We start from the raw sequence: 16,386 nt of genomic DNA, 5'->3' as shown, positions 1-16,386 counted from the left end.
GTCGCGGGCGACCGGCTCGTGCCCGCTCTCGTTCGCAACGGCTTCGCAACGCCTCCGGCGCCGCCCTCGCGCACGGGCCGCACCCCGCCCTACACTCGACCGGACGACGCTCGGCCGACCCCCGCGGCGCCGGAGGGGGGATCCGCATGTCGGGCATCACGGTCGAGGGCGTCGCCCGGTCGTTCGGCGACGTGCACGCCGTGCGGCACGCGAGCTTCGAGGTCGCGCAGGGCTCGGTCGCCGGGTTGATCGGGCCGAACGGCGCGGGCAAGACGACGCTGCTGCTCATGCTCGCGACCCTGCTGGTCCCCGACTCGGGCAGCATCCGGGTCGCGGGCTACGATCCCGTCACCGAGCCGCACCAGGTGCGACGGCGCATGGGCTGGATGCCCGACGCGCTGGGCTCGTGGCCGTCGCTCGACGTGAGGACCGCACTCACGACGAGCGGCCGGATGTACGGGATGGAGTTCGACGAGGCATCCCGCCGCGCCGACGAGCTCATCGGGCTCGTCGGGCTGACGCCGCTCGCCGACCAGCCGACCCGGGTGCTCTCCCGCGGCCAGAAGCAGCGCTTGAGCCTCGCGCGCGCCCTCGTGCACGACCCCGAGGTGCTGCTGCTCGACGAGCCGGCCTCGGGACTCGACCCCGCCGCCCGCACCGAGCTGCGCGAGCTCGTTCGACGCCTCGCGCACGAGGGCAAGACCGTGATCGTCTCGAGCCACGTGCTCGCCGAGCTCGAGGAGATGGCCGACACGGCGGTCTACCTCGCAGCCGGCGAGACCGCCGCACCCGACGAGGTCGCGCGGGCCGGCCGCACGGCGCGCGACTGGCGCGTCCGCTCGCTCGACCCCGACCGCCTCGCCGCGGTGCTCGGCGCCGCCGGCTACGGCGAGGTCTCCGTGGTCGACCGGTTCGGCGCCGTCGTGCCGTTCGCGAGCGAGGCCGACGCCGCGCAGATGCTGGCCCACCTCGTCGGCTCGGGGGTGCCGATCTCGTCGTTCGCCCCTGCGGTCGGCGACCTCGAACACGTCTTCCACGACCTCAACCGATCGGACGGCGACGCATGAACGGGTTCCTGCGGGGCATGTGGCTGATCGTCACGCTCGACCTGAAGCAGCGTGTGCGCGGCATCGCCTGGTACGTGCTGCTCGGCGTCTTCGTCGTGCTCGTGACGGCCGTCACCGCCCTCGTCGTGATCGCGACGAACGCGTGGGACTCCGGCGGCGGCGGCGTCTTCTCGACGATCGTCTTCTTCGTGCTGCTGCTCGGCACGCTCGTCTCCCCCGCGCTCAGCGGCAACGCGATCAACGGCGAGCGCGAGGCGGGCACGCTCGCGACGACGCAGGTCACGCTCGTCACGACGGCGCAGCTCGTGATCGGCAAGTGGGTGGCGGCCTGGCTGACGGCGCTCGCGTTCCTCGCCGCATCGCTGCCGTTCCTCGCGTTCGGCATCGTGCTCGGCGAGGTCTCGCCGGCCACCGTGATCACCACGGTGCTCGTGCTCGCGGTCGAGCTCGGCATCATCGCCGCGATCGGCGTCGGCCTCTCGGGCCTCGTCACGCGCCCGCTGTTCTCCGTCGTCGTCACCTACCTCGTCGTCGCGGCCCTGTCGGTCGGCACGCTCATCGCGTTCGGCCTCGGCGGGGCGGCGGTGCAGACGACCGTGAAGCAGACGATCATCGGCGTCGACTACCAGCAGCTCGACGAGAACGGGCTCGCCCCCGGCGGCGGGGAGGTGCCCTGCCTGCCGCCGAACACCTGGGAGCAGCAGACCCCCAGGTTCGACCTCGTCTGGGGGTTCCTCGCGGCCAACCCGTACGTCGTCGTCGCCGACGCCGCGCCCGGCTCGTTCGACGAGGACGGCAACCCGACCGACCTGTTCGGCTGGATCGCGGTCGGCGTGCGGCAGGCTCAGCAGGCGCCCGAGACCGAGGTCGTCATCGACGAGTGCAGCGAGTACTCGTCCAAGGGCTACGCGCCCCACGACTCCCCGACCCCTCGGGAGATCTACGACGGCTCGGTGCCCTCGTGGTTCGTCGGGCTCACGATCCACCTGCTGCTCGGCGCGGGCGCCCTCGCCTGGGCGTGGAGGCGCACGGAGGTGCCCGCGAAGCGCCTCGCCGCGGGAAGCCGCATCGCGTGACCCGCGCCGAGCGGGTGCTCGTCGTCGGCGCGACCGGCGTGCTCGGCGCGCCCGCGGTGCGCGCGCTCGTCGCGGAGGGGCGCACGGTGTTCGGCACGAGTCGAAGCCCCGAGCGCCTCCCCGTGATCGAGGCCGCCGGGGCGACGGGGCTCCTGCTGGACGTGCTCGACCGCGAGTCGGTCGACCGTGCCGTCGCTGCGGCCCGCCCGACCGCCATCGTCTTCCTCGCGACCGATCTCGCCGCGCTCGACTACGCGGCCAACGCGCGCCTGCGGATGGAGGGCGCGCCCGCGCTCGTCGATTCCGCCCGCGCGGCCGGCGTCGGACGGGTGATCGCCGAGGGCATCTCCTGGGCCCCGGACGACGCGCCCGTCGCAGCACTCGAACGCGCCGTCGCCTCGCATCCGCACGGCATCGTGCTGCGGCTCGGGCTCCTGTACGGGCCGCGGACCTGGTACGCCGCCGACGGCGCCTTCACCGCGAAGGCGGGCGAGGGGCGCGTCGACGCGATCGCCGAGACCACGAACTGGCTCCACGTCGACGACGCGGTGTCGGCGGTCGTCGCGGCGCTCGACTGGCCCGCCGGCATCGTCGACGTGGTCGACGACGAACCCGCGCCGCTCGACGACTGGGCGGGCGTGCTCGCGGCCCGCGCCGGCTTCTCCGGCCGGCCGGCGACGAGCGCGCGCGGGCCCGCGCGGGTGGCGGATGCCTCGACCGCGAAGTCGCTCGGCTGGTGGCCGGCTCGTCCCTCGTGGCGCGACGGGCTCGGCTTCGGCTGATCGTCCGGCCAGGTGCTGCACGGCAGTCGGCGCGATCGACGATCCCGCCCGTGCGATTCGCCGTGCCGCTCAGCCGCCCACGGCGGCGCCTCCCGGCGCCTCCGACCGGTCCTCTGCCGCGTCCGCCCGCTCAGCGCGTCGCACCTCGTCCTCGAACGCGCGCACGGCCCCGCGCAGCGCCCGCTCGGCGTCGAGGCCCTGCACACGCGCCGACGCGACGAGACCGAAGAGCAGCCGCCCGAGCTCGCGCTCGGTCGCCGGTGCGACGGGCGCCGGGATCGAGGCATCCGCGACCGCCGCGGCGGTGACGCCCGCCTTCTCGGCCTTCCCGAGCATCTTCTGCGCGAGCGCCAGCGCGGGCATGCCGCGCGGCACGCCGTCGAGCACGCTCGTGCGGTGCGGCTTCTCGTCGGCCTTCAGGTCTTCCCAGAACGCGACGACGTCGTCGGCCGTCTCGGCCTCGCGGTCGCCGAACACGTGGGGGTGCCGCGACACCATCTTGGCCGTCATATGGCGTGCGACGTCGTCGATGTCGAACCGCTCGCCGTCGGTGTGCGCTGCGATGTCGGCGTGGAAGAGCACCTGGTAGAGCACGTCGCCGAGCTCCTCGATCATCTCGGCGCGGTCGCCCGCCTCGATGGCGTCGATGAGCTCCCAGCATTCCTCGACGAGGTACTGCACGAGCGACTCATGGGTCTGGTCGGCGTCCCACGGGCAACCGCCCGGGGCGCGCAGCAGCGCGACTGTGGCGATGAGTTCGTCGAGACCGGCGTGGGCTTGGCTCATACCGGCAGCCTATGCCGGGCGGGCCCGGTCGGCCCCGTTCGCGGGCGTGCCCCGCCCGCCCGTGCCCGCCCGCCCGGGTCAGTGCACGAACGCGAGCAGCAGCGCGACCGCGATGAAGAGGCCGCCGAACACGAGGTTGAGCGTGCGCTGGCCGCGCGCGGTGCGGGTGAACCGGCGGAACCCGTGCGCGGCGGCGGCGAAGAACCCCCACATGACGGCGATGTCGACGGTGATCACCGTCACGGTCACGATGAGGTACTGCACCCAGAGCGGCTCCCCCGGGCGGATGAACTGCGGCAGGAACGCCAGGAAGAACACGATGGCCTTCGGGTTCAGGAGGTTCACCCAGAGCCCTCGGCGGAACATCGACCAGCGGCTCTCGGATGTCGCGGCGAGCGCGCGGCCCGAGGCATCCGTCTCGTCGTCGTCATCGGCCGGGAGCGTCGGCTTCGCGAGCATCTGCCGGATGCCGAGGTAGACGAGGTACGCGGCGCCGGCGTACCGGATCACGTTGAACGCGAACTCCGACGAGGCGACGAGCACGCCGACGCCGAGCGCCACGATCGCGATGTGGATGACGAGGGCCGCCTGCTGGCCGAGGATGCCCCAGATCGACCGGCGGAAGCCGTGGTTGAGCGAGTTGCCCATCGTGTTGATGGCGCCCGCGCCGGGGGTGAAGCTGATCACGAGGCACGCGATGAGCAGCGTGATCCAGAGCGAGAAGGGCATCCCGTCAGCCTAGGCGGCGGCCGCCGCGCCCTCGTCGCCGCCGGGCGACCGCGGTGCGGCGCCGCGGTCGCGGGCGGCCCGCCGATAGGATCGACGCGGAGAGCCGGGAAGTCTGGTCGGCAGCACACGTACGTCGTACCCCGAAGGATCCGCATGAACGTCCTCCGCTCCGAACGCTGGGCCGCCGCCCTGCTGCTCATCGCCGCCGCACTCGGCCTCATCATCGCCAACACGCCCGTCGGCCCCTCGCTGATCGAGCTCAAGACCGAGCACCTCGATCTGCCGTGGCTCGGGCTCGACCTGTCGCTCGGGCATTGGATCAGCGACGGGCTGCTCGCGATCTTCTTCTTCATCGTCGCCGTCGAGCTCAAGCGCGAGCTCGTGATCGGCGAGCTGAACTCGCTGTCGAAGGCGCTGCTGCCGGCGATCGCGGCGGTCGGCGGCGTGATCGTTCCGGCGCTCATCTACGTCGGGTTCACGGCCGGCACCGACACGGTCGACGGCTGGCCGATCCCGACGGCGACCGACATCGCCTTCGCGCTCGGCGTGCTCGCGGTGTTCGGCACGTGGATCCCGACGCGCGTGCGCGTGTTCCTGCTCGCCCTCGCGGTGCTCGACGACCTCATCGCGATCCTCATCATCGCGTTCTTCTTCACGAGCGACGCCGACCTCGCGGCGCTCGGCTTCGCGGGCATCGCGATCGCGCTGTTCGGCGCCGTGAGCCGGCTCATGAAGCCGCGCTCGTCGTACATCCTCGCCCGCCGCCCGCAGTGGCCGATCGTGCTGCTGCTCATCGTGCTCGGCGTCGTCGCCTGGTACTTCGTCTACCAGTCGGGCGTGCACGCGACGATCGCGGGCGTCGCGCTCGGCCTCGTGATGAGCCGTCGCCCCGGCGGTCGCGCCGCGCACGCGCTCGAGCCGTGGTCCAACGGCGTGATCCTGCCGCTGTTCGCCCTGTCCGCGGCGATGGTGGCGATCCCGCAGGTGCGGCCGAGCGAGCTGGATCCCGCGTTCTGGGGCATCCTCGTGGCACTGCCCGTCGGCAAGGTCATCGGCATCACGCTGATCGGCGGACTCGGCGGACTCGTCGCGCGACGCCGGCCCGGCGCGACGCCGCTGACCGTCGTCGACCTGCTCGTCGTCGGCGCCCTGGGCGGCGTGGGCTTCACCGTGTCGCTGCTCATGAACGAACTCGCGTTCGCCGGCATGCCCGCGGTCGCCGACGAGGGCACCCTCGCCGTGCTGCTCGGTTCGGGCGTCGCGATCGTCGGCTCGGCGATCGCCGTCTCGCTGCGGTCGGCCTGGTATCGGCGTCACGGCGCGAAGTCGGGAGTCGGAGGGGCGTTCGCGCACTGACCGGGCCGGCCGCCGTGCTGCGCGCAGCGCTCAGGCCGCGACGGGCGCCGGCTCGAAGATGTTCGCGATGAGCCGCGACACCCACTCGATGAGGTCGGCGTCGCCCGGCGGTTCGCCGCCGGGGGTCGGCCACGGCACGAGGATCACGTCGTTCTGCGCGAAGTGCTTCGCCCCCGGGTACATGCGCTCGAGCCGCACCCGACGCGAGTCGGGGATCTGCGCCGGCCCGATGCGCAGCTTCGAGCCCGTCGCGATGACCTCGCCGAGCCCCGCGAGCTGCGCCTGGCGCCGCAGCCGCGAGACGGCGACGAGATGCTCGACCGACTCGGGCGGCGTGCCGTAGCGGTCGACGAGCTCTTCGACCACCTGGTCGATCTGCCCGTCCTTCGAGGCCGGGCCGCTCGCCGCCGACAGCTTCTGGTACGCCTCGAGGCGCAGCCGCTCGCTGTCGACGTACTCGTCGGGGATGTGCGCGTCGACCGGCAGCTCGAGCCGGAGCTCGGTCTGGCCCTCGGCCACGTCGCCCCGGAAGGCCGAGACCGCTTCGCCGATCATGCGCAGGTAGAGGTCGAAGCCGACACCCGCGATGTGCCCGGCCTGCTCGGCGCCGAGCAGGTTGCCCGCACCGCGGATCTCGAGGTCTTTCAGGGCGACCTGCATGCCGCTGCCGAGCTCGTTGTTCGCCGCGATCGTCGAGAGCCGGTCGTGCGCGGTCTCGGAGAGGGGCTTGGCCGGGTCGTAGAGGAAGTACGCGTACGCCCGCTCGCGGCCGCGGCCGACGCGACCGCGCAACTGGTGCAGCTGCGAGAGGCCGTACTTGTCGGCCCGGTCGATGATGATCGTGTTCGCGTTCGCGATGTCGAGGCCGGTCTCGATGATCGTCGTCGAGACGAGCACGTCGAACTTGCGCTCCCAGAAGTCGCTCACGATCTGGTCGAGCGAGTGCTCGTTGAGCTGTCCGTGCGCGACCGCGATGCGCGCCTCGGGCACGAGCTCGGCGAGCTGCGCCGCGACCCGGTTGATCGACGAGACCCGGTTGTGCACGAAGAACACCTGGCCCTCGCGCAGCATCTCGCGGCGGATGGCGGCGGCGACCTGCTGCTCGGAGTACGGCCCGACGAACGTGAGGATCGGGTGGCGGTCTTCGGGCGGGGTCGCGAGGGTGGACATCTCGCGGATGCCGGTGACCGCCATCTCGAGCGAGCGCGGGATCGGGGTCGCGCTCATCGCGAGGATGTCGACGTTCGTCTTGAGCTTCTTCAGCGTGTCCTTGTGCTCGACGCCGAACCGCTGCTCCTCGTCGATGATCAGGAGGCCGAGGTCTTTGAAGGACACCTTCTCGGTGAGGATGCGGTGCGTGCCGATCACCAGGTCGACGGTGCCGTCGGCGAGCCCGGCGACCGTCTCGCGCGCCTCCTTGTCGGTCTGGAACCGGCTGAGCGCGCGCACGTGCACTGGGAAGCCCGCGTAGCGTTCGTTGAACGTCTCGAGGTGCTGCTTCACGAGCAGCGTCGTCGGCACGAGCATCGCGACCTGCTTGCCGTCTTGGATGGCCTTGAACGCCGCGCGCACGGCGACCTCGGTCTTGCCGAAGCCGACGTCGCCGGCCAGCAGCCGGTCCATCGGGATCGGCCGCTCCATGTCGGCCTTCACCTCGTCGATCGTCTGCAGCTGGTCGTGCGTCTCGGCGTACGGGAACGCCTCTTCGAGCTCGTGCTGCCACGGGGTGTCGGGCCCGAACGCGTGCCCCTTCGCGGCCATGCGCGCCGAGTACAGCTTCACCAGCTCGACCGCGATGTCGCGCACCGCCTTGCGGGCGCGGCTCTTCGCCTGCGACCAGTCGCTGCCGCCCATCTTCGAGAGCGACGGCGCCTCGCCGCCGACGTAGCGCGACAGCAGGTCGAGCTGGTCCATCGGCACGAACAGCCGGTCGCCCGGCTGCCCGCGCTTCGACGACGCGTACTCGAGCACGAGGTACTCGCGCACGGTCGTCGGCTGCCCGGCGATGCCCGCGGTGCGGCTCGGGCCCTTCGGCCTCGTGCCGGTCGCGACCTCGCGCTGCACGAGCTCGACGAACCTGCCGATGCCGTGCGTCGAGTGCACGACGTAGTCGCCCGGCTTCAGCTGCAACGGGTCGACGACGTTGCGGCGCCTCGTCGCGAGCTTCTTGCCCGCGCGGGCGTCGTACCCGGCGGAGCGACCGTAGAACTCGGCCTCGGCGATGACGCCGAGCTTCGCCTCGGGCACCTCGAATCCGCGCGACGCCTCGGCCTGGACGAGGTACGCGACGCCGGGTTCGAGCTGCTCAGGCACCGACTCGACGATGCGGCCCGCGAGCCCGGCGTCGGCGAGCACGTCGCGGGCTCGCTCGACGAGGCCATGACCGGCCGCGGCGACGACGAGCGACCAGCCGTCGCGCAGGCGTTCGGCGACGTGGTCGACGGCGCCCGAGACGTTGCCCTGGAAGCTCGGCATCGCGTTCGCCGCGATGCGCACGTACGAGGCATCCAGCTCGAGGTCTTCGGATGCCTCGCCCGCGTCGAACGCCGAGAGGGTCCACCAGACCCGGCCCGGGTCGGCCTCGCCCGGGGCGCTGAACAGCGTCGCCTCGCGCAGTCGCGCGACCGTCAGGAAGTCGCCGGCGTCGAGGTCGATCGGCGCACCCGCGCCGATGGTCGCGGCGTTCCATGCTGCGGCGAGGAACTCGCGGTTGGTCTCTGCGAGGCTCGTGGCGCGACCGGTGACGCGCTCGGGCGCGATCACCGCGACCGCCGCCTCACGGGGCAGGTAGTCGACGAGCGGCACGAGCCGCTCGGTCAGGGCGGGCGCCAGCGATTCCATGCCCTCGACCGGGATGCCCTCGGCGATCTTCTCGAGCATGGCCGAGAGGCTCGGGAACTCGTGCACCATCTCGCGGGCCCGCTGCCGAACCGCAGGCGTGAGCAGCAGCTCGCGGCTCGGCGAGAGGCTCACGCGTTCGACCGGGTCGGGCAGCGATCGCTGGTCGGCGACCGAGAACGCCCGGAGCTCTTCGACCTCGTCGCCGAAGAACTCGACGCGCACGGGGTGGTCGGCCGTGGGCGGGAAGACGTCGAGGATGCCGCCGCGCACCGCGAACTCGCCGCGCCGCGACACCATGTCGACACGGGCGTACGCGAGGTCGACGAGCCGCAGCGCGATCTGGGACAGGTCGTGGCCGCGGCCGCCCCGGGTGAGCTCGATCGGCTCGATCGCCGCGAGGTTGTCGGCGAGCGGCTGCAGCGCCGCGCGCACCGATGCGACGACCACGAGCGGATGCCTCGGGCCGGCCTCGCCGGCCCACTCGTGCATGCGGCGGAGGGCGTGCAGGCGCCGGCCGACCGTCTCGGCGCTCGGCGACAGGCGCTCGTGCGGAAGGGTCTCCCACGCGGGGAACTCGAGGAGCTCGGCGTCGGGAAGGTACGGCTCGAGCGACGCCCGCAGGGCCTCGCCCTCGCGGCTCGTGGCCGTGACGACGAGCATCGCCGGGGCGAGCCCGGCGGCGGCGCGGCGCTCGAGGAGCGCGGCGAGCATCGGCGCATCGAGGCCCGACGGCGCCGAGAAGTCGGCGTTGCGCTGAGCCTCGGCCAGCGCGCGATCGATCGTGGAGGCGCGCGAAAGCACCGTGTTCAGACCCTTGAGGCTCACCGGAGAAGTCTATGCCGCGCCCCCGACACCTCGGCCCGGGCCGATACGATTGCCCCGCCCCGATGGAAGGACCCACCGCATGATCATCGCCGCCGCAGACGGATCGGCCCTCGGCAATCCCGGCCCCGCCGGGTGGGCCTGGTACGTCGCCGACGACTGCTGGGCGGCCGGCGGGTGGAAGCACAGCACGAACAACGTCGGCGAGCTCACCGCGGTGCTCGAGCTCTTCCGCGCGACCGCCCACCTCGACGACGAGCTGCTCGTGCAGTGCGACAGCCAGTACGTCATCAACTCGGTGACGAAGTGGATGCCGGGGTGGAAGCGCAAGGGCTGGCGCAAGGCCGACGGCAAGCCGGTCATGAACGTCGAGATCCTGAAGGAGATCGACGCCGCCATCGCCGGGCGCCGCTATCGCTTCGAGTGGGTGAAGGGCCATGTCGGCCATCCGATGAACGAGGCCGCCGACGAGCGGGCCCGCGCCGCCGCCGAGGCCTTCCGCAGCGGCCTCCCGGTGCCCGCAGGACCCGGTTGGTCGGGCGCGTGCGAGAGCGATGCCGCGGTCGCGACCGCCGTGGTCGAGGGGCTGCCGACGGCCGGGGTCGACGACGGATCGGTGGTTCCGGCCCGGGCCGATGCGTCCGCCGCCGTCGAGACCGCGCCGCACGACGACCGGTCGCCGGCCGACGCGACGCTCTTCGACTTCGACGACCCGACCGCCGACTGGCTCACGATGACGCTCGACCTCACGGTCGACGAGCACTCGCGACTCGTCGAGCGCGCCCGAGCCGCGGGCACGAGCCCCGAGGAGTTCCTCCGCGGGCTGATCTGAGCGAACCGGCGCCCGCGCCCGTCGCCGTCAGCTCGGCGAGTGGAACCGCTGCTGCGCGGCGAGCAGCCCGTCGCTCGCGACCGCCTCGACGGCGTCCGCGGCGTCCGAGATCAGGTTCGGCAACGCCTGCCGCTCGGTGCCGGAGAAGTCCTTGAGCACGAAGTCCGCCGGGTCCTGCCGGCCGGGCGGGCGGCCGATCCCGACCCGCACCCTGACGAACTCGGGCCCCTGCGACTTCGCGATGTCGCGCAGTCCGTTGTGGCCGCCGTGCCCGCCGCCCTGCTTGAGCTTCACCGTGTCGAACGGCAGGTCGAGCTCGTCGTGCACGACGATGATGCGCTCGGGCGGCACCCCGTAGAACTTCACGAGCGCCGACACCGGCCCGCCAGAGGTGTTCATGTACGAGTTGGGCTTGGCCACGACGAGCTTCGGGCCTCCGGGGCGCACGAATCCCTCGGCGACGCGTGAGGGGGTCTTGTGGCTCTTGAACGCCGCGCCGAGGCGCGTCGCGAGCTCGTCGGCGACCATCTGGCCGACGTTGTGGCGGTTGCCGGCGTACTGCGCGCCGGGGTTGCCGAGTCCGACGACGAGCCAGGTGTTCTCGGCCATGCCGTCGTCCTCTCGTGCGCGCGCCCGCCTGAACCACGCCATCCGTGCTCCGCCCGGGTCGAATCAGGGCCGCTCCGGCCCGCAACGAGCGTACCCGCTCAGAACGTCGCCTGATGCGAGTCGTCGTACGTGATGCGGTCGGCGAGCATGCCGCGCAGCGGCAGCGTCAGGCGGGTGAGGCCGGCGAGTTGCTCGGGCGTCGGCGCGGTGAGCGTGTCGATGAGCCGCTCGGTTCCGTCGGCGAGGATGCCGCGGATCGACGGGGTGTAGACGACGACGTTCCCCTCGATCGTGAGGGTCGTCGCGGTGTTGCGGAGGCCGCCGTCGCCGGCCGGCACGTCGAGCTGGAACCCGTCGATCACGATGCGGTCGGCGCTGATCCGGATCGCCCGCTCGGTCGACCCGTCGGCGAGCTTCACCGAGACGATCGCGAGCCCCGAGAGCCCCTCGATCGCGAGGCCGTCGGCCGAGAGGGTCGCCGGGTCGCCGGTGAACACGGGCGCATCCTCGTCGAGGGGTGCGAGCACCGGGGTCTTCGGAGTCGGGGATGCCCCGGGCTCGCCGCCGGGCACGACCGGGCCGGGCGTTGCCGGCGGATCGGTGGGCACGGGCGTGGGCGTCGGTTCGGGAGCCGGGGTCGGCTCGGGGGTGGGCGTCGGCTCGGGCGTGGGCGTCGGCTCGGGCGTCGGGTCGTCGCACTCGCCGAGTCCGAAGAACTGCTCGAGCGGCGTCGGCTCCGGGCAGCCGTCGGTCGCCGAGGCGCGCAGGCCGGGCGTCGCCGAGGCGCCCTGCGCGGTACCCGTGACGAGCAGCAGCGCGAGCGCGGCGATCGCGCCCGCGCGCAGGCGGCGCGCGCGGCTCATTCGGCGTCCTCCGAGGCGTCGGCGGGCGAATCGGCGGAGCCGCCGGCGTCCGCGTCGGGGGCCGCGTCCGTCGCGGCCGGGTCGTCCACGCCGTCGACGCGTTCACGCCGCGGAGCCCATGAGACGACCATGATGCCGCCGACGCAGCCGAGGAGGAACCCCACGAAGAAGCCGCCGAGGTTCACCGCGACGAGCGAGTACACCGAGGCGGCGAGCACGATCACGCCGTAGAAGATGCGGTGGGCGGGCATCGCGACGGCGAGCACGCCTGCGAGGGCGACGACGATCGGCAGGATCGTCGCCTGCATGCCCTCGATGCCGACGTGGATCGTGAGGTTGCCGAGGTCGAGCTGGCTCGACAGGAACAGCGCGGCTCCCGCGAGCACCGTGATGATGCCGCCGATGAGCGGGCGGGATCGGTACCACGCGCCGAATCCGCCCGGGCGGGCTGCATCGTCGCGATCCGATCGGTCGTCGTCGTCGCGCGTCGTCGCTCCGAGGGCGGCGAGCACGTCGGTGCCGGCGGTCTCCTCGAGGTCGGTCTGCTGGTCGTGGGTCGCGGGCATCGGTGACTCCTTCGTCGTGTGCTGGCGCGTCGTGGTGCTGGCTGTGAGGGTCGCGGGGCGGGTGTCGTCGGGTCGCACCCGCCCCGCGGGTCATCCGGCGTCGCGGCCGGCGCGGCTCAGAAGCATTCCTTGCCGTTGGTCAGCTGCAGGTGCAGCCCGTTGAGCGTGAACACCCCCGCCTGCGTGCTCCAGGCGGTCTGCTTGAGCCCGGCGATCTTGATCGTGTCGGCGTCCTGGGCGAAGCCGCCGGCCTCGCCCTTCGCCGGGGTCTTGACCGTCGAGGCATCCACGCCGATGCGGATGTTGCCGAACGTGGCGTCTCCCTGCAGGTCGGTGAGCCCGATCTGCAGGTCGCTCGCGGTGGCGGGCTTGCCGCCGCCGCCCGCCGAGATCAGCATGCCGAGCTTGCCGAGCGGCGTGTCGGTGACGACCGACTGGCAGAGGTCGGAGAGCGAGGCTTCGCCGATGTTCGAGATCGCGACGGGGTGCGGCGTGCCGTTCTTCTCGGCGGCCACACCGGCGTACTGCGAGAACGCGCTGCCGTCGAGCGAGGACGCCGCGATCTTGAACTGGCTGCCCGAGACGGCGAACGAGACCGGCACGGCGCCGTTCGCGACACCGGCCATGACGAGACTGGCTGCGACGCCGACCGGCACCGCGGCGATCGCGACCCGGCCGAGGCGCGAGCCAGTGAGTGAGCGGAACTTCATGGATCCTCCTTGATGCACTGAAGCGGGCGGCGGTTTCGCCGCCACGCCGACTGTACGGAGGCTATTGACTTGTCGTCAACAGTTGTTCACTCGAAGTCAATAACGATCGGGTCACCGAGGTCCCGCCCGGTGCGCACCGGCGCCGTTAGGCTCGGAGCATGGCCGCCCGAGTCGACGAGATCCCCGCATCGCGGCGGGCACGGCTCTCGCCCGACGAACGTCGCGCCCAACTCATCGCACTCGGCGTCGCCGCCCTCGCCGAGCACCCGCTCGGCGAGCTCAACATCGAGCGCCTCGCCGCCGATGCGGGCGTCTCGCGGGCGCTCCTGTTCCACTACTTCGGCTCCCGCCACGGCTTCCAGCGCGAGCTCGTGAAGACGGCGCGCGACAGCATGCTGCTCGCCACCGAACCCGACCAGTCGCTCGCCCCCCTCCCCCGGCTCACCGACACCCTGCGCCGCACCGTCGGGTTCGTGCGCGCGCACGGCGGCACGTTCTTCTCGCTCGTGCGCGGCCCCGCGAGCGGCGACCCGCAGATCCGCGAGGTCGTCGAGCAGGCGCGCGTGCTGCAGACCGAGCGCGTCGTCGTGCTCTTCCGCGAGCTCGGCGTCGAGCCGTCGTCGAAGCTCCGCATCGGACTGCGCGGCTGGCTCGCGTTCACCGAACAGGCGCTCGTCGACGCGGCGCTCGCCGACGAGCTCGGCGACGACGAGATCGTCGAGCTGCTCGAGCACGCGCTGCGCGGCATCGCCTCGGAGATCGCGCCCGAGGCGTCGCGCGTGCTGTTCGAAGCCTGACCGCGCACCACCCGCCGTTCTCGTCTTCCCGGAGGCGGAGGGCGCCGGGACGACGAAGGCCCGCCGGCGACCTTCCGGTCGCGGGCGGGCCCTCGTGAGCGCGGCGTACGCGCGGCGCGATTACTCGGCGGCAGCCTCTTCGGCGGGCGCCTCGGCCTCGGCCTCCGCCTCGGCGGCGGGAGCGGCCTCTTCACCGAGGTCGACCTTCTGCGGCGTGTGCACGTTGACGACGAGCGCCTCGGCGTCGGTCAGGAGCGTCGCGCCCTTGGGCAGCTCGACGTCCTTCGCGTGGATCTGCGTGCCCTCCTCGAGGCCCTCGACCGAGACGACGACGTTCTCGGGGATGTGGGTCGCCTCGACCTCGAGCGAGAGGGTGTGGTGGTCGAGGTCCGCGACGGTGCCCGCGGCCGACTCGCCCTCGAGGTGCACGGGCACCTCGACCTGGACCTTCTCGCCCTTCTTCACGACGATGAGGTCGAGGTGCTCGATGATCTGGTGCACCGGGTCCTTCTGCACGTCCTTGACGAGCACGAGCTGGCTCTTGCCGCCGACCTGCAGGTCGAGCACGGCGTTCGCCTTGCGGATGAGCAGGCCCACCTGGTGCGCGGGCACGGTGACGTGCTGCGGGTCGGTGCCGTGGCCGTAGATGACCGCGGGGATCTTGCCGGCGGCACGGATCTTGCGGGCCGCACCCTTGCCGAAGCTCTCGCGAGCCTCGGCGATGACCTTGTTGTCGTCGTCCATGATGTTCTCCTTGCGGGGCCGGGCGCTTCGCCCTGACGGCCCAGATCGTGTGTCTGTTGTTTTCGACTCGAACGCGCGCAGCGTGCTGCGCAGAGCGTGAGGAAAAGCCGTGGAGCCTGCCCCTACCGCGTCGATCACGGATGCCTCGCCCGCCGTTCGCACGGCGACGCGGCGTCCCTCGCCGAAGTCCAATCGGCAAGTCTACCAGCCCGGACGACGGCCACGAGGCATCCACCTCACCGCAACACCGTGCAACCGTGAGGCCGGCTCACAGTACGCTGGAAGCCGACCCCACACCTTCTCGAGGAGAAACTCCGTGCCTGTCACCCCTTCAGCAAACATCGGCGTCGTCGGACTCGCGGTCATGGGGTCGAACCTCGCCCGCAACCTCGCGAGCCGCGAGGGCAACACGGTCGCCGTGTTCAACCGCTCGCCCGAGCGCACCCGCACGCTCGTCGCCGAGCACCCCGAGGCCGAGTTCGTCGCGAGCGAGTCGTACGACGACTTCGTCGCGTCGCTCGTCAAGCCGCGCACCGCGATCATCATGGTCCAGGCGGGCAAGGGCACCGACGCGGTCATCTCCGAGCTGGCCGCGCGCTTCGAGCCGGGCGACATCATCGTCGACGGCGGCAACGCGAACTTCCACGACACGATCCGCCGCGAGGCGGAGATCTCCCCCACCGGCATCCACTTCGTCGGCACCGGCATCTCGGGCGGCGAGGAGGGCGCGCTCAACGGACCCTCGATCATGCCCGGCGGCACGGCCCAGTCGTACGAGACGCTCGGACCGATCCTCGCGTCGATCGCCGCCCGCGCCCCTGAAGACGGCGCACCCTGCGTCACGCACGTCGGCACCGACGGGGCCGGCCACTTCGTGAAGATGGTGCACAACGGCATCGAGTACGCCGACATGCAGCTCATCGCCGAGGCCTACGATCTCATCCGCCAGGCCACCGGCAAGACGCCCGCGGAGATCGCCGACATCTTCGCCGAGTGGAACACCGGCGAGCTCGAGAGCTACCTCATCGAGATCACGGCCGAGGTGCTGCGTCAGGTCGACGCCGAGACGGGCGAGCCGCTCGTCGACGTCATCCTCGACTCGGCCGGCGCGAAGGGCACCGGCGCATGGACGGTGCAGAACGCGCTCGACCTCGGCGTGCCCGTCTCCGGCATCGCCGAAGCCGTGTTCGCGCGCAGTCTCTCGTCGCAGCGCGGCCAGCGCGCGGCGGCGACCGACCTGCCCGGCCCGTCGGGCGCGTTCACGGTCGCCGACCCCGACGCGTTCATCGAGGACGTGCGCCAGGCGCTCTACGCCTCGAAGATCATCGCCTACTCGCAGGGCTTCGACGAGATCATCGCCGGTGCCGCGCAGTTCGGCTGGGACGTCAAGAAGGGCGACATCGCCCGCATCTGGCGCGCCGGCTGCATCATCCGCGCCCGCTTCCTCAACCGCATCGCCGACGCCTACGCCGAGAACCCCGAGCTCGTCGCGCTCGTCGTCGCCCCGTACTTCCGCGACGCCGTCACGGGCGCGCAGGAGGCCTGGCGGCGCGTCGTCGTCGCGGCCGCGCAGACGGGCATCCCGGCGCCCGCGTTCAGCTCGTCGCTCGCGTACTACGACGGCCTGCGCGCCGAGCGCTTGCCCGCCGCGCTCGTGCAGGGCCAGCGCGACTTCTTCGGCGCGCACACCTACCAGCGCGTCGACAAGCCCGGCGTCTTCCACACGCTGTGGTCGGGCGACCGCACCGAGATCGAGACCACGCCCTCGTCGCACTGACGACACGAGGCATCCACGGATGCCTCGGA

The 16,386-nt window shown here is 72.2% G+C and carries 15 protein-coding genes; 7 read left to right on the top strand and 8 right to left on the bottom strand.

Features of this window, described 5'->3' with window-relative positions; genetic code table 11:
- Positions 1-146: 146 nt before the first annotated feature.
- From LR269_RS08870 to LR269_RS08860, 3 genes are read left to right on the top strand one after another with little or no spacing between them, the layout of a single operon-like run.
- Positions 147-1,067: an ABC transporter ATP-binding protein gene (locus LR269_RS08870; RefSeq protein ID WP_231430369.1), complete on the top strand. Its 921-nt coding sequence runs from the start codon at positions 147-149 to the stop codon at positions 1,065-1,067.
- Positions 1,064-2,143 carry an ABC transporter permease gene (locus tag LR269_RS08865; RefSeq protein ID WP_231430368.1) on the top strand — a complete coding sequence of 360 codons (1,080 nt, stop codon included), beginning with the start codon at positions 1,064-1,066 and terminating at the stop codon, positions 2,141-2,143. The genes LR269_RS08870 and LR269_RS08865 overlap by 4 nt, the downstream gene beginning before the upstream one ends.
- Entirely contained in the window at positions 2,140-2,925 is a 786-nt protein-coding gene (locus LR269_RS08860) for an NAD(P)-dependent oxidoreductase (protein ID WP_231430367.1), read from the top strand. Before LR269_RS08865 ends, LR269_RS08860 begins: the two co-directional genes overlap by 4 nt.
- 69 nt (positions 2,926-2,994) lie before the next feature.
- On the opposite strand, the gene LR269_RS08855 is transcribed toward LR269_RS08860, so the two are convergent.
- The gene (locus LR269_RS08855; RefSeq protein ID WP_231430366.1) at positions 2,995-3,711 is read right to left on the bottom strand and encodes a YabN family protein; all 717 of its coding nucleotides are present in this window, start codon (positions 3,709-3,711) and stop codon (positions 2,995-2,997) included.
- 78 nt (positions 3,712-3,789) lie between these two features.
- Positions 3,790-4,440 (bottom strand): LysE family transporter, encoded by a 651-nt coding sequence (locus tag LR269_RS08850; RefSeq protein WP_231430365.1) that lies wholly within the window; start codon positions 4,438-4,440, stop codon positions 3,790-3,792.
- 153 nt (positions 4,441-4,593) lie between these two features.
- On the opposite strand from LR269_RS08850, the gene LR269_RS08845 reads away from it, so the two are divergent.
- Positions 4,594-5,796 carry a Na+/H+ antiporter NhaA gene (locus LR269_RS08845; protein ID WP_231430363.1) on the top strand — a complete coding sequence of 401 codons (1,203 nt, stop codon included), beginning with the start codon at positions 4,594-4,596 and terminating at the stop codon, positions 5,794-5,796.
- A 30-nt stretch (positions 5,797-5,826) separates the two neighbouring features.
- On the opposite strand, the gene mfd is transcribed toward LR269_RS08845, so the two are convergent.
- Positions 5,827-9,462: a transcription-repair coupling factor gene (gene mfd / locus LR269_RS08840; RefSeq protein ID WP_231430362.1), complete on the bottom strand. Its 3,636-nt coding sequence runs from the start codon at positions 9,460-9,462 to the stop codon at positions 5,827-5,829.
- 79 nt (positions 9,463-9,541) lie between these two features.
- Here mfd and LR269_RS08835 point away from each other — a divergent pair, with 79 nt between their 5' ends.
- Positions 9,542-10,291, top strand: coding sequence for an RNase H family protein (locus LR269_RS08835; protein WP_231430361.1), 750 nt, complete (start codon positions 9,542-9,544; stop codon positions 10,289-10,291).
- A gap of 27 nt (positions 10,292-10,318) precedes the next feature.
- Here LR269_RS08835 and pth read toward each other — a convergent pair whose 3' ends face one another.
- The 4 genes from pth to LR269_RS08815 all read right to left on the bottom strand — a co-directional run bounded on the left by pth (position 10,319) and on the right by LR269_RS08815 (position 13,039).
- Positions 10,319-10,900 (bottom strand): aminoacyl-tRNA hydrolase, encoded by a 582-nt coding sequence (gene pth, locus LR269_RS08830; RefSeq protein ID WP_231430360.1) that lies wholly within the window; start codon positions 10,898-10,900, stop codon positions 10,319-10,321.
- A 98-nt stretch (positions 10,901-10,998) separates the two neighbouring features.
- The gene (locus LR269_RS08825) at positions 10,999-11,763 is read right to left on the bottom strand and encodes a hypothetical protein (RefSeq protein WP_231430359.1); all 765 of its coding nucleotides are present in this window, start codon (positions 11,761-11,763) and stop codon (positions 10,999-11,001) included.
- Positions 11,760-12,329: a DUF6114 domain-containing protein gene (locus tag LR269_RS08820; RefSeq protein ID WP_231430358.1), complete on the bottom strand. Its 570-nt coding sequence runs from the start codon at positions 12,327-12,329 to the stop codon at positions 11,760-11,762. Before LR269_RS08820 ends, LR269_RS08825 begins: the two co-directional genes overlap by 4 nt.
- Positions 12,330-12,445: 116 nt before the next feature.
- Positions 12,446-13,039 carry a DUF6230 family protein gene (locus LR269_RS08815; protein WP_231430357.1) on the bottom strand — a complete coding sequence of 198 codons (594 nt, stop codon included), beginning with the start codon at positions 13,037-13,039 and terminating at the stop codon, positions 12,446-12,448.
- A 158-nt stretch (positions 13,040-13,197) separates the two neighbouring features.
- Here LR269_RS08815 and LR269_RS08810 point away from each other — a divergent pair, with 158 nt between their 5' ends.
- Positions 13,198-13,836: a TetR/AcrR family transcriptional regulator gene (locus LR269_RS08810; protein WP_231430356.1), complete on the top strand. Its 639-nt coding sequence runs from the start codon at positions 13,198-13,200 to the stop codon at positions 13,834-13,836.
- Positions 13,837-13,956: 120 nt separating this feature from the next.
- Here LR269_RS08810 and LR269_RS08805 read toward each other — a convergent pair whose 3' ends face one another.
- Positions 13,957-14,580: a 50S ribosomal protein L25/general stress protein Ctc gene (locus tag LR269_RS08805; protein ID WP_231430355.1), complete on the bottom strand. Its 624-nt coding sequence runs from the start codon at positions 14,578-14,580 to the stop codon at positions 13,957-13,959.
- 364 nt (positions 14,581-14,944) lie between these two features.
- Here LR269_RS08805 and gndA point away from each other — a divergent pair, with 364 nt between their 5' ends.
- On the top strand, positions 14,945-16,357 hold the full coding sequence (gene gndA, locus LR269_RS08800) for an NADP-dependent phosphogluconate dehydrogenase (RefSeq protein WP_231432297.1): 1,413 nt from the start codon (positions 14,945-14,947) through the stop codon (positions 16,355-16,357).
- Positions 16,358-16,386: the final 29 nt, after the last annotated feature.

Source organism: Agromyces sp. S2-1-8 (assembly GCF_021129215.1).
Lineage (GTDB): Bacteria > Actinomycetota > Actinomycetes > Actinomycetales > Microbacteriaceae > Agromyces > Agromyces chromiiresistens.
The sequence above is the reverse complement of the archived record's forward strand: the minus strand, read 5'-3'. Positions and strand labels throughout refer to the sequence as shown.

Excerpts from the sequence above, each read along its gene's own strand:
- LR269_RS08870 (WP_231430369.1), top strand. The coding sequence starts at position 147 with ATGTCGGGCATCACGGTCGAGGGCGTCGCCCGGTCGTTCGGCGACGTG.
- LR269_RS08865 (WP_231430368.1), top strand. The coding sequence starts at position 1,064 with ATGAACGGGTTCCTGCGGGGCATGTGGCTGATCGTCACGCTCGACCTG.
- LR269_RS08855 (WP_231430366.1), bottom strand. The coding sequence starts at position 3,711 with ATGAGCCAAGCCCACGCCGGTCTCGACGAACTCATCGCCACAGTCGCG.
- LR269_RS08850 (WP_231430365.1), bottom strand. The coding sequence starts at position 4,440 with ATGCCCTTCTCGCTCTGGATCACGCTGCTCATCGCGTGCCTCGTGATC.
- LR269_RS08845 (WP_231430363.1), top strand. The coding sequence starts at position 4,594 with ATGAACGTCCTCCGCTCCGAACGCTGGGCCGCCGCCCTGCTGCTCATC.
- LR269_RS08835 (WP_231430361.1), top strand. The coding sequence starts at position 9,542 with ATGATCATCGCCGCCGCAGACGGATCGGCCCTCGGCAATCCCGGCCCC.
- pth (WP_231430360.1), bottom strand. The coding sequence starts at position 10,900 with ATGGCCGAGAACACCTGGCTCGTCGTCGGACTCGGCAACCCCGGCGCG.
- LR269_RS08825 (WP_231430359.1), bottom strand. The coding sequence starts at position 11,763 with ATGAGCCGCGCGCGCCGCCTGCGCGCGGGCGCGATCGCCGCGCTCGCG.
- LR269_RS08820 (WP_231430358.1), bottom strand. The coding sequence starts at position 12,329 with ATGCCCGCGACCCACGACCAGCAGACCGACCTCGAGGAGACCGCCGGC.
- LR269_RS08815 (WP_231430357.1), bottom strand. The coding sequence starts at position 13,039 with ATGAAGTTCCGCTCACTCACTGGCTCGCGCCTCGGCCGGGTCGCGATC.
- LR269_RS08810 (WP_231430356.1), top strand. The coding sequence starts at position 13,198 with ATGGCCGCCCGAGTCGACGAGATCCCCGCATCGCGGCGGGCACGGCTC.
- LR269_RS08805 (WP_231430355.1), bottom strand. The coding sequence starts at position 14,580 with ATGGACGACGACAACAAGGTCATCGCCGAGGCTCGCGAGAGCTTCGGC.
- gndA (WP_231432297.1), top strand. The coding sequence starts at position 14,945 with ATGGGGTCGAACCTCGCCCGCAACCTCGCGAGCCGCGAGGGCAACACG.